15 protein-coding genes are annotated in these 14,030 nt (G+C 66.6%); all 15 read right to left on the bottom strand.

What is annotated here, in order from left to right; translation table 11 throughout:
* Nucleotides 1-31: 31 nt before the first annotated feature.
* The 15 genes from M8009_RS13130 to M8009_RS13060 all read right to left on the bottom strand — a co-directional run bounded on the left by M8009_RS13130 (nt 32) and on the right by M8009_RS13060 (nt 13,977).
* Entirely contained in the window at nt 32-1,078 is a 1,047-nt protein-coding gene (locus tag M8009_RS13130) for a hypothetical protein (RefSeq protein ID WP_250061831.1), read from the bottom strand.
* Nucleotides 1,078-1,746, bottom strand: a complete 669-nt coding sequence (locus M8009_RS13125; RefSeq protein ID WP_250061829.1) for a hypothetical protein — start codon at nt 1,744-1,746, stop codon at nt 1,078-1,080. The genes M8009_RS13130 and M8009_RS13125 overlap by 1 nt, the downstream gene beginning before the upstream one ends.
* Nucleotides 1,747-1,770: 24 nt before the next feature.
* Nucleotides 1,771-2,832 carry a hypothetical protein gene (locus M8009_RS13120; RefSeq protein WP_250061827.1) on the bottom strand — a complete coding sequence of 354 codons (1,062 nt, stop codon included), beginning with the start codon at nt 2,830-2,832 and terminating at the stop codon, nt 1,771-1,773.
* 1 nt (nt 2,833) lies between these two features.
* On the bottom strand, nt 2,834-3,151 hold the full coding sequence (locus M8009_RS13115) for a hypothetical protein (RefSeq protein ID WP_250061825.1): 318 nt from the start codon (nt 3,149-3,151) through the stop codon (nt 2,834-2,836).
* Between the two features lie 15 nt (nt 3,152-3,166).
* Nucleotides 3,167-3,781: a hypothetical protein gene (locus M8009_RS13110; RefSeq protein WP_250061823.1), complete on the bottom strand. Its 615-nt coding sequence runs from the start codon at nt 3,779-3,781 to the stop codon at nt 3,167-3,169.
* A gap of 9 nt (nt 3,782-3,790) precedes the next feature.
* Entirely contained in the window at nt 3,791-4,423 is a 633-nt protein-coding gene (locus M8009_RS13105; protein ID WP_250061821.1) for a hypothetical protein, read from the bottom strand.
* Nucleotides 4,423-5,367 (bottom strand): hypothetical protein, encoded by a 945-nt coding sequence (locus M8009_RS13100; protein WP_250061819.1) that lies wholly within the window; start codon nt 5,365-5,367, stop codon nt 4,423-4,425. The genes M8009_RS13105 and M8009_RS13100 overlap by 1 nt, the downstream gene beginning before the upstream one ends.
* On the bottom strand, nt 5,364-5,975 hold the full coding sequence (locus M8009_RS13095; protein WP_250061817.1) for a DUF4376 domain-containing protein: 612 nt from the start codon (nt 5,973-5,975) through the stop codon (nt 5,364-5,366). Before M8009_RS13095 ends, M8009_RS13100 begins: the two co-directional genes overlap by 4 nt.
* The gene (locus M8009_RS19235; RefSeq protein WP_250061816.1) at nt 5,972-7,255 is read right to left on the bottom strand and encodes a fibronectin type III domain-containing protein; all 1,284 of its coding nucleotides are present in this window, start codon (nt 7,253-7,255) and stop codon (nt 5,972-5,974) included. The genes M8009_RS13095 and M8009_RS19235 overlap by 4 nt, the downstream gene beginning before the upstream one ends.
* Nucleotides 7,255-9,291 carry a fibronectin type III domain-containing protein gene (locus M8009_RS13085; RefSeq protein ID WP_250061814.1) on the bottom strand — a complete coding sequence of 679 codons (2,037 nt, stop codon included), beginning with the start codon at nt 9,289-9,291 and terminating at the stop codon, nt 7,255-7,257. The genes M8009_RS19235 and M8009_RS13085 overlap by 1 nt, the downstream gene beginning before the upstream one ends.
* Nucleotides 9,291-9,812: a hypothetical protein gene (locus M8009_RS13080; protein ID WP_250061812.1), complete on the bottom strand. Its 522-nt coding sequence runs from the start codon at nt 9,810-9,812 to the stop codon at nt 9,291-9,293. The genes M8009_RS13085 and M8009_RS13080 overlap by 1 nt, the downstream gene beginning before the upstream one ends.
* Complete coding sequence (locus tag M8009_RS13075) at nt 9,809-11,773, bottom strand: hypothetical protein (protein WP_250061810.1); 1,965 nt, start codon at nt 11,771-11,773, stop codon at nt 9,809-9,811. Before M8009_RS13075 ends, M8009_RS13080 begins: the two co-directional genes overlap by 4 nt.
* Entirely contained in the window at nt 11,770-12,399 is a 630-nt protein-coding gene (locus tag M8009_RS13070) for a phage adaptor protein (RefSeq protein ID WP_250061808.1), read from the bottom strand. Before M8009_RS13070 ends, M8009_RS13075 begins: the two co-directional genes overlap by 4 nt.
* A 3-nt stretch (nt 12,400-12,402) precedes the next feature.
* Nucleotides 12,403-12,873, bottom strand: coding sequence for a hypothetical protein (locus M8009_RS13065; RefSeq protein ID WP_250061806.1), 471 nt, complete (start codon nt 12,871-12,873; stop codon nt 12,403-12,405).
* Nucleotides 12,874-12,969: 96 nt separating this feature from the next.
* Entirely contained in the window at nt 12,970-13,977 is a 1,008-nt protein-coding gene (locus M8009_RS13060) for a N4-gp56 family major capsid protein (protein ID WP_250061805.1), read from the bottom strand.
* Between the last annotated feature and the right edge of the window lie 53 nt (nt 13,978-14,030).

Below are 14,030 nucleotides of genomic sequence, written 5' to 3'. Positions count from 1 at the left end.
GAGATTCAGCCAGGCCGCCCCGGTGGGCGTTTCACTGTTCCAGGTTGATCGGCACGCCAGCATCTTGCAGGCGCATCAGGCGCTCGGCGAGCCAGCGCTTGTTGTCGACGGACAGGTTGGCGTTGCTGTCGAGGGCCAGCAGCTCCTCGGCCACGCGCTGGGCCTCGACCACCGTCTCTTCGCTGACGCCACCGCGACCGCGGGCACGGTTGACCCCGGCCATGATGCCGTCTGGCGAGGCGCCACCCGCCTGCTCGCGCTCGATCTTGTCGAGCACGGCGTCGGCCTGCTCGCGTGCCTGGTAGGCTGCGCGACGGGCCTCGTTGGCCTCCTGGGTGTTCTGTTGGGTCTCACGCTCGCGCTGGATGATGCCGGGGATCGACCCCGGCTCGGCGTCGCCCTCCTGGGGCGGAGCGTCTGCGCCCTCCTCGCCGGCCAGCAGCCGCTCGAGGGGCGTGGGGCCGGTGCTGCCGCCCAGCAGGCCGTTCAGCTCGGCCTCGATGCGGCCCAAGCGGGTCTTCTCCTCGGGGGACAGCGGCTCGATGCCCTCGGCCTGCTTGTCGCGCAGCGCCTGGAGTTGGTCGCCGAGCATTTCCGCGCGGGCTTTCTCGCGGTCGGTCAGGTCGCCGCCCATGTCGCCCATCACCGCGCCCTCGGGCAGATTGGCCTCGCGATAGGCGTTGCGGCTGGGGCTGAACTGCACCAGGCCGCCATCCTCGGTCTTGACCATCTGCCAGTCGTTGTTGCCCTCGCGCTCGCGCGCCGACAGGCTCGAGTAGTGGCGGGCGTTCTGGTTACTCTGGCGGAAGCGCTCCTGCTCCATGCTGTAGCCATGGCGGGCGCCCAGCTCCTCGAGGCCGTATTCGTGCTGCTGGCCCAGCTCATCCATGCGGTAGCCGTGCTGCCCCTCGTCGCGCTCCAGGGTGTTCTGGTGGCGCACCTCTTCATGCTCCAGGGCCATTTCCTGCTCGAGGGCCATCAGCGCCTTCTTGCGCTTCTCCTCGATCTGCCCCTGGGCGTTGTGCTGCATGGCGCCGCCCAGCCCCTGGATGGCGCCCGCGATCAGTCCTGCGGCCATCACATACCTCCTCGCGGATCACGCAGCTGCGGTTGACCAGCGGCCGGCGGTGCGCCGGGCGGGCCTGCCGGGCCGGCTTGCGGGGGAGCGCCACCCTCGGGCGGGCGCTGGCCGCCGGCCTTTTGCTTACCCTCGGCGATGGCCTGGATCAGCTGGCTGTAGCGCTGTCGATGCTCGGGCGGCATCTCCTGGGCAGTGGCCTTGCCGAACTCGCCCATGCCGAGCATGAAGCCCTTTTCGATGGTGTCACCGTCCTGCTCGTCCAGCATCCTGAGCCGGATCGCCATTTCCCCGACCGCCTGGGAGACAACCATGGCGGCCTGCACGATCACCCCGGGCGGGGCCGTCTTGCCACCCTCGGCGAGCTTCTTCCAGGTCACGGTGATGAGCTGGGCGACGATGCGCCCGATGCCCTGCTCGGGACTGTCCTGGTGCTGCTGGAGGATCTTGCGCGCCTGCTCAAGCATCGGGCCGTAGAGCATTTCCAGCATGGCGTTGACCAGCTGGTCGCGCTGCTGGGGGCCTTGCTGGGGGTCCATGTCGGCGCTGCCGCCGCCGTGTTGGGGCTGGCCCTGAGGGCCGGGTTGCTGCGGGGGTTGGCCCGGCTGGGCCTGGGGAGAGGGCTGGCCGCCTTGCGGCGCCATGCCCTGCTGGAGAAGTCCTGCCATGGTATGTCGCCTCCCGGCGAGATGTTATGCGAAGAACGATTGGGCGTAGCTGGCGTAGCCGGCGAAGTCTACGGGGCCATAGTCGGCAGCGGGTTGGGCCGCGCTCTGGCCCGCCTGCTGCGGCGTCGTTCCGGCCATCATTGTAACACCCGAGCCGCCGCCGTATCCGTCGCCGCCGCCGGTGGGTGACCCGTCGCTTGGAGCCGAGCCCTGGCCGTCGAGGCCGCCTATGGCCATGCCTCGGCCCATATTGCTGCCCAGGGCCGAGCCAGCCACGGTGCCGGCAATCGCCCCGGGCACGCCACCCATGGCCCGGCCGATGGTGCCCACAGCCTTTCCGCCGAGCTGGCCACCGACCAGGCCGCCCACGGCGCCCACCGCCTGGCTGCCGATGTTGCTGGCCAGCCCGGTATCGACACTGGTGCCGAACTCGGCGTTGTGGGCCTTGGCGGTCTGTGCCGCGTTGTAGCCACGCGCCGCGGTATCCGTCGCCAGTCCGGCCACTGGGCCGCCGAACACGCTGGCCGCCAGCGACAGCCCGCGACCGATCAGCCCCGGCTTGGCCTGTGCCGCGATATTCTCGGTGGCCTGGGCGTTGACCGCCTCGTCACTCATGGCGACCGACTCGACGGTGCCGTAGACCCCGGTGGGGGCGTCATCGTCGTCGCTGAACGAGGCAATCGCCCCATCGGTGACCGCGCCCATGGAGGTGCCAGCAACACTGGTGGCCGCGCCGATGGCCGCGGACGAGATGCCGCCATCGACGCCCAGGCCGGCGCTGCTGGTGCGTCCCGCGGTGCTGGCCCTGGAGTCGCCTCGCGAGGTTCCGCCCCCGCCGCCGGTGCTGCTGTGCCCGGCCCCATAGCCCGAGCCTGACCCTACGGTGCCAACCTCGTTGCCGAAGCCGCCGCTGGATCCGCCGCCGGAGCTGCTGCCGCCCTGGGTGCCACCGGTATCGACGGAGCCACCGAAGCCGCCGCTGTAGCCACCGCCACCGGAGGAGCCACGACCACCGCTGGACGTGCCGCCGGTGTCGGCCTCGCCGCCGAAGCCACCACCGGTATCACCTACACCGCCATAGCTCATATCACTCCTCCCCGGTAATCATGCCACCCGAGATCAGGCCCTTGCCGGCGATGGCGTTTCGGTGGCTACCGTAGTTACCGATCTCGCCCGGCTTCGCGTAGCGGTCCTCGCGCTTCTTGTCGTACATCTCGCGCTCGAAGGCCCGCTGATCCTTGGCCTGCTTATCGGCCATGTAGCCCTGGGCCGCGCCCAGCGCCACTCCGCCGATCAGGTTGGTGGCCTCGGGGTTTTCACCCATCCAGTCGAAGGCCTTGGTGGCGTACTTGGAGACGGTATCGAATCCCGCCGAGAGGGCGTCGCCCACGCTGCTCCAGTCCATGTCGATCTCCTCGCGTTACAGGTTGGGGAACAGGCCGGTGTCGGCCAGGTAGGAGGACAGTCCCTCGTAGAGATCCTGTTGGAAGCCGATATCGGTATCGCGCATCTCGGTGATCTGCTCGATCATCTTGGTCTTGTCCGCCTCCTTGATGTCGGGATTGGCCTGGATATTGGCGATCCCTTCCATACCCTGGGCCACGATGTCGGTGACGTTGTTGGCCATCACGCCCCAGGCGTTGGCGGCCGAGCTGGCCTGCAGCTTGTTGAGATCCTGCAGTGCCCCGGCGTCCTGCTGGGCCATCGGCATGGCGTTGCGGATCATCGCGTCCTGGCTCGCGCCCACCGCCATCGAGCTGTTGAGCAGGCCGCGTTGGTTGGCCTTCTGCAGGCCGCTGGTGCGCGCCTGCTTCATCAGGTTGTTGTCCTGGCTCATCAGCCCCTGCATCTGCCCCTGGACGCTATCCGCCCCGGGCGAACCCCCGCCGGAGCCGCCGGTATTGGCCTGGCCGGATGCCAGCGCCTGGGTGCCCTGGGTGGAGACGCCGCTGCTGTTGCTGTTGCTGTTGCTGCTGTTTCCGTCACGCACGCTGTTGATGGCGTTGAGGACGTTCTCCGAGACATTGCCGAACATGGGCGTACCTCACTGGTGGTTGTTGAAGGAGCCAAAGGCCCGGCCGAGCAGGCCCGAGCCAAACAGACCACCGGCCGGGGAGCGCCCCCAGCGGGTGCCGGAAAGAAAACCGCCGCCGCGCGGCCCTGCAAGGCCGGGAGCCTGGGGCTGGGCGCGGTCAGGGGTGCGGAAGTCCAGGGTGCCGCCGCCGAGGCTGTCGGTCATGGCTTGAGCCGAGCGCAGGGTGGCCACACTCTGCGGCAGGCTGCTCGCGGCCAGCGCCTGGGTGACGTTGCCGGATAAGTCCATCTTGGTGTCGGGGCCAAAGGGGCCACGCTCCCGGTCGGCGACGTTCTGGAAGTGGGCCATGGCGGTGTCGCGCAGCTGCTCCCGGTCCACGTCGGGCGGCATCTGCCGGGGCGGCTGGCTGCCGAACATCGTGCCCGGCTCGCGCCGGCCCTCGCCCTGCCCAGTGGACACCCAGTTGCCCATCCATTTGCGCCGCGTCTGCTGGTCTTGGCTGGCGTGGCGCTGGGGGTTGGCGGCGTCATCCATCGACTGCTCGAGGCGCCCCATCGCCCAGCTGCGCCCCGCCTCGCGGGCCTCGGGGTCGTCGCGCTGGGTGGGCCGACGCATCGCCCGCTCGATCATGCCCTGAAACATCAGTCGTCCTCACTGCGGGTGAAGGTGATCGAGGCCTGGAAGGTCAGGGTGTCCCAGGCCGGCTTGACCAGCGGCTCATCGAACTCCAGCCGGTAGATCCGGTCGGCCGCGTTGGTGGTGGAGCCGAAGGCGAGGCCGCCGATCAGCAGATCCTCGCTACTGTCGCGGATCGTCACGCTGGCCGTGGTGGTGCGGCTCGCCAGGTCGTGGCTCAGGCTCACGCTCGGCGAGGCGCTGCTGTCGGGGTTGCTTGCCGGCCAGGGCGGCGTGGTGAAGGCGAGCGCCCCGCCGCCAGTGTCGAGCACCTGCATGACCTGGTGGGCGTAGCCGCTCTGCCAGGGGCTGTAGTCGTCGTCGCTCCAGTAGCGAGAATCGAGCGGCGTCAGGGTGAAGCCGACAGTCTGTCCCAGGTAGTCGGTTGAACCGCGCACCGGAAAGCCGATCCCCTCGCGCAGGCGCAGCGTCAGGTAGACGGTCAGCGCCTCGTCGGACATCACCACCAGGCTGGTCGGCGCGCCGTTCTCGTCGCGGATCAGGCTGCGGTTGTAGGGTTCGGCATAGGCGTCGTCAGCCGCGGCGCCGATCTCGGCCCACTCGCCGGTGGCCTCGCCCACGGCATAGTCGAACTGCAGGGTCACGTCGGCCCAGCGCTCGCCGTTGGGCGGGTCGATCCAGTTGCTGAACGTCTGCCCGCTGACCAGTTTGCCGGCCAGGCCGCTACGCTGCTCGAGGCCTGGGTCGTCCTTGGTCGGCTCGCTGTCGCCGGTGCCCAGGTACAGATAGCGCGCCATCTGCCAGGCATTGTCGCCTCGCAGGCTGGCGATCAGCTGGCTGAACGGCTGGGTCATCACCAGATTGGCGAAGGTGCGCGACTGGGTGACGATACCGCCGCGGCGCGTCTCGAGGCGGAACTCGCCGCTGACGTGTGCGGGAAGCGCGATCACGGCCAGCCCTCCTCGAGGTCGATGGCCGCCAGTGCCTCGAGGCTATCGGCGGCCTTGACCTCGGCCACCAGCGCCTCCTCGCGGGCGAAGCAGGCACGCTTGTGGGCCATCACCGCCTGGGCGGCCGCCTGCAGGCGCTCGGGCTCCATGGCGTACCACTTGCCGTCACTGCCCTTCCACCGCTCACCAGCGCCCTGCAGGGCCGCCAGGGCAATGGTCGCCTGGCTCTCGCGGTCGGTGTGCAGAGGGATGCCGTCGAAGACGATGCCGCCCGTTTCAAAGCGGAAGCGGATCGCCGGGATCTCGGCCAGGATCTCACGGCGCCGTTCGCCCAGGCGGTGGATGCGCTCGGCCTCGGTCAGCTCCTCCACGTCCCAGCGACGGGTCACCTCGCCATCCTCGATCTCGAGATGATGCGTCACCTTCTCGCGGTTTGGCTTGATGATCGGGTCCGGCCAGGTGCGAAACGGATACCAGCCGTGGCGGCGAAGCTCGGCGTCGGAGAGCTTGTCGAAGCCGGAGAGGTTGCGCCAGGCACGTGGCAGCGGCCCCGGCCCCTCGGCGATCACCACCGGGTCACGGCGGCGCAGGCGAACGTAATCCGTCATGCAGTGGTACTCGCGGCATGGATGGAGCGGGCGCCGTCACGCCCGGCGGTCTTGGGCTGAATGTCCAGGTGGTACTCGGTGGAAGCGGTCAGTCCGGTGAAGCTCGCCGTAGCGGTTGGCGCGGTGATGGTCTGCTCCTCGATCACCGTGCCGGCCTGGCGCAGCACCAGGGTATACTCGGTGGCGTCGGGGTAGGCGTCCCAGGTGAAGTCGAGGGATGTCGAGGAGCTTGCGGATGCCGAAACCCCCTCAACCGGCGGCCCCTGAATGTCGAAGGCCACGTCGATGTCGAGCGTCACCCGGTAGTCAGCCTTCTTCTTGAGCGAGGGGGTAAACTCAATATCGTACAGGCCATCAGAGTCATAGGAGCCCCCTGGCCTGCATGTAATACGCGAAATAAACTCATCGTCAGTGGTTGGCTCGAACTGGAGCTGATGAGTCACCGTCATGCTGTCCTCATCGAAGGCCTTTGTAATGATTGCCTCACCATTATTTCCAACGGATTCAAGCCACTTGAATGGGAACATTGAGCGCCAGATTCCCGCTCTTTCCCTAATCGCGCCATTGCTCACCCGGTATGAGCCGCCGGTTGCGAGCCACCCCTCAGTGGTGTCTCCAGAAACCTGCCTGACTGTAAAGTTATAGCTGTCGCCGCCAAGCGAAAAACTGCCTGTCTGCGGCACACCCATTCCATCTTGATACCGAATCGTATAAAACACTGTCAGAAACTCGTCAGACAGCACGGTCAGGGAGATCGGGTTGCCGTTGTCATCGCGAAACAGGGCGCGTGTGAAGGGATTTGCATAGTTGGCATCACTAAGCCCAAGTTCTGTCCATACTCCTTCCGCTTCGCCTTCGCCGTAACGGAACTCCATAGTAACTTCCGACCAATAGAGATTGTTATCTTCGTCAGCATTGGCCAAGCGTGGGTAATCGTCCCAGCCTGAATAACCCAGGTAGGCATTACCATAAGTGTCGAAATTCCCTCCCCGGGCCAGCTTTGAGCCAAGGGTGGAGCTTCGGCTTTCCAGTCCGCTATCCGTAGGCTGCGGCTCCGCACTCCCAGTGCCAAGAGAAAGCCTATTTATATAGTAGAGAGTGCATCCCTCAAAATCATTGTCGCTTCCAGTGTAGGAAACCAACGACTTAATAAGATTCCTGATTCCGCTATACAGGACGACATTTTGAGACTCTTTATCGAAAGTAACTGTTCCATCACGCTTATGCTTAACCGCTCGGAACCGACCACTAAATGATGGAGAGTGCTTGATGGTGCTCACTAGGCGATAACCTCACTAGCTGCTATCTGAACGGAAGGTGTAACGGCACGATGACTGGACGCCTCAGTGGTGAACTTCACCTTTTCTTCTGCCGAAGTGATCGAAACACCGGGGGAGACGGCGCCATGGCTCACGCTGCTGGTAGTCTTTTTGACCTCCTTTTCGGATACCGATAATTCAACAGCAGGGATCACTCCACTCGCATCACTGACAGTGGCCGTCTGCTTGATACTTCTTTCGCTGACTCTAATCGTTACCAGCGGCTCCACTCCGGTCGTCTCGCGCCCCGCATTCATGCTGGAAAGGCTGGGTGCCGTGGTCGTCAAGGAATAGCCAGAGAGAGATACGATGCTATCGACCTTGACCGACTCCACCACGCCCTTGAGCTGGTCGCTGGCCCCGTCCCAGGTGTCGGTATGCAGCACGTCCTCCTGGTAGGTCGCCCCCAGCACGCCCAGGCGGGAGTCGATCAGCGGGAAGTCCTCGCTGTTGACGGTGCCCTCGGCCCAGTCGGACCAGCCGCCGGGATTTCCGGCGCGCACGCGCAGCAGATAGTCGGTGGATGCCATGGGCACGACGAAGGTGCGCTCGGTGGCGGCGCCGTCCAGCGCATCGGTCATCACCAGCTCGTCGCCGTAGAGCAGCTGGACCTCGGTGTCGAACACCTTGTCGGGCTCGAAGTGATCCCACTGGCAGATCACCGCGATGATGCGCTCCTCATGCTGGCGAAGATTCACCGGCATGGCCGGGGGCAGATACTGGGTCGTGGCCTGGTAATTGGCGATGGGGCCGCTGCCCTGGGCGTTCTCGGCCTGGATCGCCAGGTCGTACTGGGTGCCGTCCTCCAGCGTCGAGAAGGTCGCCGTCAGGTCGCTGGTGACGATTTCCTCCACCCCGGCCCCGTCCAGGGAGAGCGTCAGCCGGTAGTCGTCGGCGTCCTTGGCCGCGTCCCAGGTGAAGGTCAGGCTGTCGGTGGTGAAGGTGTGCTGCAGGTTGGTGACGCCCCCCGGCAGCCCGATAGGCGTGGTGACCTCGGTTTCCAGCGGGTCAAGGTCGCCCGCGGCGTCGTAGGGCGTCAGCGCCAGCCGATAGGTCGTCTCGGCGTCCCGGCCCTCGAAGGCGTGGGTCAGGCCGGTGGTGTCGATCTCCTCGAGCAGCGTCTCACCCTGGTAGAGCGCCAGGCGATAGCCGGTGGCGCCGTCGATCTCACTCCACTCGGCGTTGAGGCTGTAGCTGTCGGTGGTGGCGTCCCATTCCGAGGTGGCGGTCAGTTCAGGGCCAAATGACTCGATCTCCACCAGGCCGTCGCCGGACTGGAAGGCGCCCGCGTTGTCCTGATCGGTGCCGGCGTTATAGGAGCCACCGCCACCGCCATACGGGCCATTGTTGTACCCGCTACCCCCCCCTGAGTAACCGCCCCCGCCCGCAGCGGCGGGGTATCTTTCATCTTTCCGCGCTGCGCTACCGCCCCCGCCATACCCGCCTGGGACCGTTACGCCGTCAGAGAAGGCGGCATTGTTGAACCCACCCTCGCCGCCGTTGATGTAGGCCTGCGGCGCAGGATCTGGATTCCCCGAGCCGCCGTTGCCGGTACAGCCAGCGCCGCCGTCCACTGTTTGGTTGTCTTCAGAGCCGCCATTCCCGCCGGTGCCTCCACTGACGCCGCCAGCGTTGCCCGTTTCAGATGTCGTGCCGTGCCGGCTGTCCGAGGTTTCCGATGAGTCGGCGCCGCCACCACCGCCAGCGACCAACAGCGGCTGATCGTCTGTCGTGGCGATAAAGGTGCCGCCGCCGCCGCTATAGTCTTGTTGCGTGGAGTTGACGACAGCATCGCCGGTTTGCCCCACCAGTATCCGTAGCACCTGGCCTTCGGTCAGCTCGAAGGTGCCGGCCATGCGCGCGCCCAGGCCGCCATTGGTGCCACCGCCCTGGGCGCCATAGGCCGTGATCCGGTACTCGCCCGTCGCCGGCACCGTCCACTGCTGGATCGTGCCGGTACGCCCGGTGCCGGTGGCGTTGAATACCCAGTCCGCCATTACCGTCCTGCCCTCGCTGCGAAGACCACATTGGCCCCGGTCACGCTCGAGTAGTTGGCGTCACGCCACAGCACGATGGTGTCGGTGCCGTTTTCCTTCATCACCGGGGCGACGTTGCCGCGGGTCTGCCACAGCAGGGTGGCGGGCCAGCGAATCACGCCCTTGCCGGCGTTGTGGAACAAGAGCGTCACGTACTTGGTGCCGTCCGGCGGCCAGCGGTCGAAGTTAAGCGTCACGTCGCCGCCGGCGCCCACCGGGATGATGTGGGTGCCGTAGTCCACGAAGTCGAGATCGAGGCTCACCGCGCTGGTGGCCAGCGGCCAGTAGAGCGTGAAGATCGCCCCGCCGTTGGTGCCGAAGTCGGGGAACATCTCCTTGAGCGCGTCGAGATAGGCCTGCAGGGCCGCGGTGTCCATCTCGTTGAACGCCTGCTCGATCTTGCGGAACTGCTGGATGATCGGCGCCGGGTAGGCCGTGCCCTGGCGCGGGATCGAGTCGTCGTAGTTGTAGAGGTCGCTCACCGCTGTAGCCTCCGCACGCTGTAGTGGAGGGTCATGCCGGACAGCTCGAAGGCCGGCACCGTGCCCTCGCCATAGAGCAGGATCGAGAGGGTGCGCCCGCTGCCGGTGATGTCGATCTCGCCCTCACTGAGCGACTGTCCGCCCCAGTCGAAGGTGCCCCAGTCATCTACGCCCCACAGGCCATGGTTGCCGGAGATGCCCAGCAGCTCCTGCACATGCTGGGCGTGATCCTGGCCGCCGTAGTTGAAGATCAGGTTGGCCTGCATCGGGAAGGCGACCGGCGCCTCGATGTCGAACACCGCCTTGCGAAAGCGCTTGTGGTTGCGCGGTGTGCCGACATGGTTGAAGTGCAGCTGCAGCGCCCAGTCCATGGGCTCGCCGTCGAAGCTGTCGCCCACATCGAGCCGGTAGACGAAGCCGTCGTCACTGCCTGCCACCACGATCTCGGTGCCGTCGTCCAGCTCGCCGGTGGCGGTGCAGCTCGCCGTGAAGCCGAGCTTGCTGTAGCCCACGCCGAGGAGCTGCTTGCCGTCGCTGGTCAGGGTCATCACCTGGCCGCCATCGGCGAACAGGCGGTACTGGTTCTTCTCGCGCACGATGGCGCTGGCCTTGGTGCCGGAGCGCATCATGTCGTAGAGCGGCTTGACCAGGGCGGTCGAGGTGCCCATGGCGAAGTTTCCGTAGGCGTCGGTGGCGGACAGGCTGCGGATCCCGTACTGGTCAGCGAACAGCGGTTCGCCCAGCACCTGCAGGGTGCCGGGGATCAGGCTCACCCCGTCCTGCATCTGGCTGACCGTCTCGACCTTCCAGTCGGCGGCGCTGGTGCCGTAGAGGATCTTCACCCCCTCGGCGGTGCCGATACCCAGGGCGTCGCCCATCAGCGTCTTGATCTCGCGCAGCGGCTGGCCCACGGCGATCTCGCCGGCGCCGCCCGCGGTGTCCCAGTCATAGGGGTCGCCGATGGCCGAGAACTGCAGGCTGCCGGCCGGGTAGCCCACGAACAAATGGCCTTTGTAGACCTCCACCAGCATCGGATAGAGGTCCAGCTCGCCCACCGTGACCATGGCGCCGGGGATCTCGGTGACGGTGAAGCTGTCGCCCTTGATCTCCAGCACCGGGTTGATGCCGTCCGCCAGGTACAGGGCCTCGTCACCGGGGTTGCCGGTGAAGTTGCCCCGGGCGAAGCGCGGCACGCCGCCGGCGGCACGGCTGGCCGGCAGGGTCAGGCCCGACCAGCCCTGCTCCGTGTTGACGTAGAGGAACTGCTCGCCCTCGTTCTCGCGCACCGACAGCACCTGCCCGAGGAACACCGCCACGCCCAGCACCGGCCCCTCGCCGGGTAGCGGCTGGATCGCCTGGCGCCGGCTCTCCTCGGTGTCGGCAATCGCCTCCATGTCGCGGAACTCGGCGGCCAGCAGGCTGATCGCCGGGTCGCCGCCGTCCACCGGCTCGATCTCGGTGGTGATGTGCAGCTCGCCGCTGGTGACCACCGCACTGTCGATACCCGGCAGCGCGTCGATGGCGGCCAGCAGGCTGGCCTGGTCGGGGTAGTCGCCCACCAGGTAGTGGGCCACCGGGTTCTGATGGATGAACAGCGCGAACTGGTGCTCGTAGTCGAACGACTGGCCCAGCTCCAGGTCGAGCCCCTGCAGCGGGATCTTGAGCACCGCCGGGGTGACGTTGCGCTCGCCAACGATGAAGGTCGGGTAGTCGCCGGCCTCGCCCTGATCCATGCCCTCCTCGATCAGGTCGCGGCGCTCGACGTAATCCACCGGGTTGCCCAGGTGCGGGGCCGGCTGGCCATCGAAGCGCTCGTAACCGTCGATCCGCCGATAGGCGCCGGTCACGCTGACCTCGAAGTTGCGCATGTCGGAGGCGCGGCCGGGGTCCACCTGCCCCAGCGGGGTCACCAGGTCCAGGCCGCCACGCAGCGGGAAGTAGTTTGCGCGCACTCGGGTCATGCGATCGGTCCCGCGGTCAGATCCCAGGCCGGCAGCAGCTCGTTGGCCATGCGCAGCTGGTAGTCCATCACGCTGTCCCGAGCGTCCTGATAGATCTCCGGGGCGTCCTCGTAGGTCGCGTAGTAGATCAGCGCCTGGTAGATGATGGCGTCCTGCAGGTGGCGCGGCAGCCAGGGCTCGTCGTCACCGTTCTCCAGCACCTGGAGGTTGGCGTAGTACTCGCCATGCAGGGTGCCGGCCGATTCGGGGGCCGGCCACAGCATCAGCTTGCCGTCCGGTCGCTCGGCGATGGCCGTGGGGTGCTGCCCCTGTCCTGGTTGGCGAGGCAGGTCACGCCAGGCGTGCCAGCTCAGCGGCCGGGCATCGAAGTAGAGCCGATCCCGCACCAGGCGGCGCAGGTCGGCGGGCGGGTCGAGCTCGGCAGCGCCGGCGGACACCGGCAAGTCGAGCGGGCGCCACAGCGCATTCCACTCACCCATGTGGCCACCCTGCAGCTCGAGCCAGGCCTGGCGCACCCAGTCCACCACACGAGCCATCTCGCCGGTGTTGCCGGTGACTTGGGCAGGCCCGGTGCCGGACATGCCGGCCCGCTGACGGGTGGTCTGACAGAGCGCCAGGTAGTTCATGGATCAGTCCTCGTCGCTTGCGGTCTCGCCGCTCTCGGCGGGGGCCTCGACATCGAGGACGGTATAGGGGTAGGAAGGCACGTCGATCCACTCTTCCGCTTCGGCGTCGTAGCGCGACTCGACGGCATTCTTCAGGCTCTCGTAGATGCCAGCACCGATACGCACCTGGTCGCCACGACGGACCCGCACCTTGCGGTCGTTGCACGACAGGAACACCGGCTGCTTGTCCTTGCCGTCCTTGTGAATCTCGACGGTGTAGATCTTCTCGCCCGGGCGAATGGCGTGCCCGTAGGTCACCTGGCTCGCCTTTGCCTTGCTCGCCTTGGCCCCCGGCTCGGGCTCGCCCAGGGCCTCGCGCAGCATGGTGCGGATGGTGTCGGCGGTGGGGTTACCCTTCAGCTCGATACCGAGGATCTCGGCCTGTTCTTTGAGCTCGTCCTTGTTCAGGGCGTTAAGGTCGATGGTCTCGCTCATGGTGATGCTCTCCTGCGGCCCTCTCGGGCGGCATGTGATGGTCAACGGGGCCACCCGAAGGCGGCCCCGATGCGTTACCGGCTCACGCCGGGGCTATCAGGCCAGGTCGGACGCGGCGACCTCGAGGCGGGCCATCCAGGCCTCGTTGGCACGGAAACCCTTCCACCAGGTCTTCCAACCCACCCAGCCGATCTGGCCGAGCTTGTCGTTGGAGTCGATCTGGCCAGGCTGGCGGATCTTCATCTCGACCGCTTCCTTGCCCTTCAGCGCGATGTGCCCGTAGGCATCCTTGCCGAAGTAGACGATCGGGTAGACGTCCGCCTGACCCGGCGAGCCACCGGAGGTAGTGACCACGCCGTTGGTGGTGGGATCGCCGCCGGCATCCTCGAAGGGCTCGAGTACCGGGGTCAGGACATAGCGCACGTCCTCGACCTTGCCGATCTCGTAGGGCAGCGGCTTCATGCTTCCGTACTTCTCGGTGGGCACGAAGCCGGGCATATCGCGGATGTCGGCCTCCAGGTGGGTGTGCGCCACGCCGATGAAGGCGGCATCGATGGCCTCGGTGCCGTACTTCACGCTGGAGCTCACCATGGTGGTGACCTTCTTGGCCCGCTCGGATTTCAGGGCCCGCGTGATGGCGCGCTGCTTGGACAGGCTGATCACGCTGTTCACGTCACCGCGGGCGGAGCCGTTGGCGTAGTGGACGTTGGTGCCACCGCGCAGGATGCCCCACATCAGGGACTCGATGGTCTCGCCGGACTGCTCGCCGGTGAGCTCGGTGGCGTCCTTGAGCACCGGATCCTCGGCCAGATCCTGGACCTTGTCGGTTAGCTCGACGACGTCACCGTACTGGTCGAGCGTGACGGTCACGTCCTCGTACTGCAGGGCCTTGGAGGTCGGTGCGGAACCCTCGGTGAGCGGGGTCTTGGCCAGCTCCAGGGGCACCGGGCGGCGGAACTTCACGCTCTCCGCTTTGTTCTTGGGCACCGGCTTGGACATGCCGTACTTGGAGAGCACGGCGATCGGCTCGGCATGCTTGAGGTGCTCGGTCATGGCCCAGTAGGTGGTGCGCTGGGACAGACCCGCGTAGTTGGTAGTAGGCATTGCGATGGTTCCTTTGTGTCAGTAGGGAAAGGCGTTGCTTGCTGCCCTTTCCG

This window comes from Halomonas gemina, assembly GCF_023554995.1.
GTDB classification, from domain to species: Bacteria; Pseudomonadota; Gammaproteobacteria; order Pseudomonadales; family Halomonadaceae; genus Halomonas; species Halomonas gemina.
The sequence above is the reverse complement of the archived record's forward strand: the minus strand, read 5'-3'. Positions and strand labels throughout refer to the sequence as shown.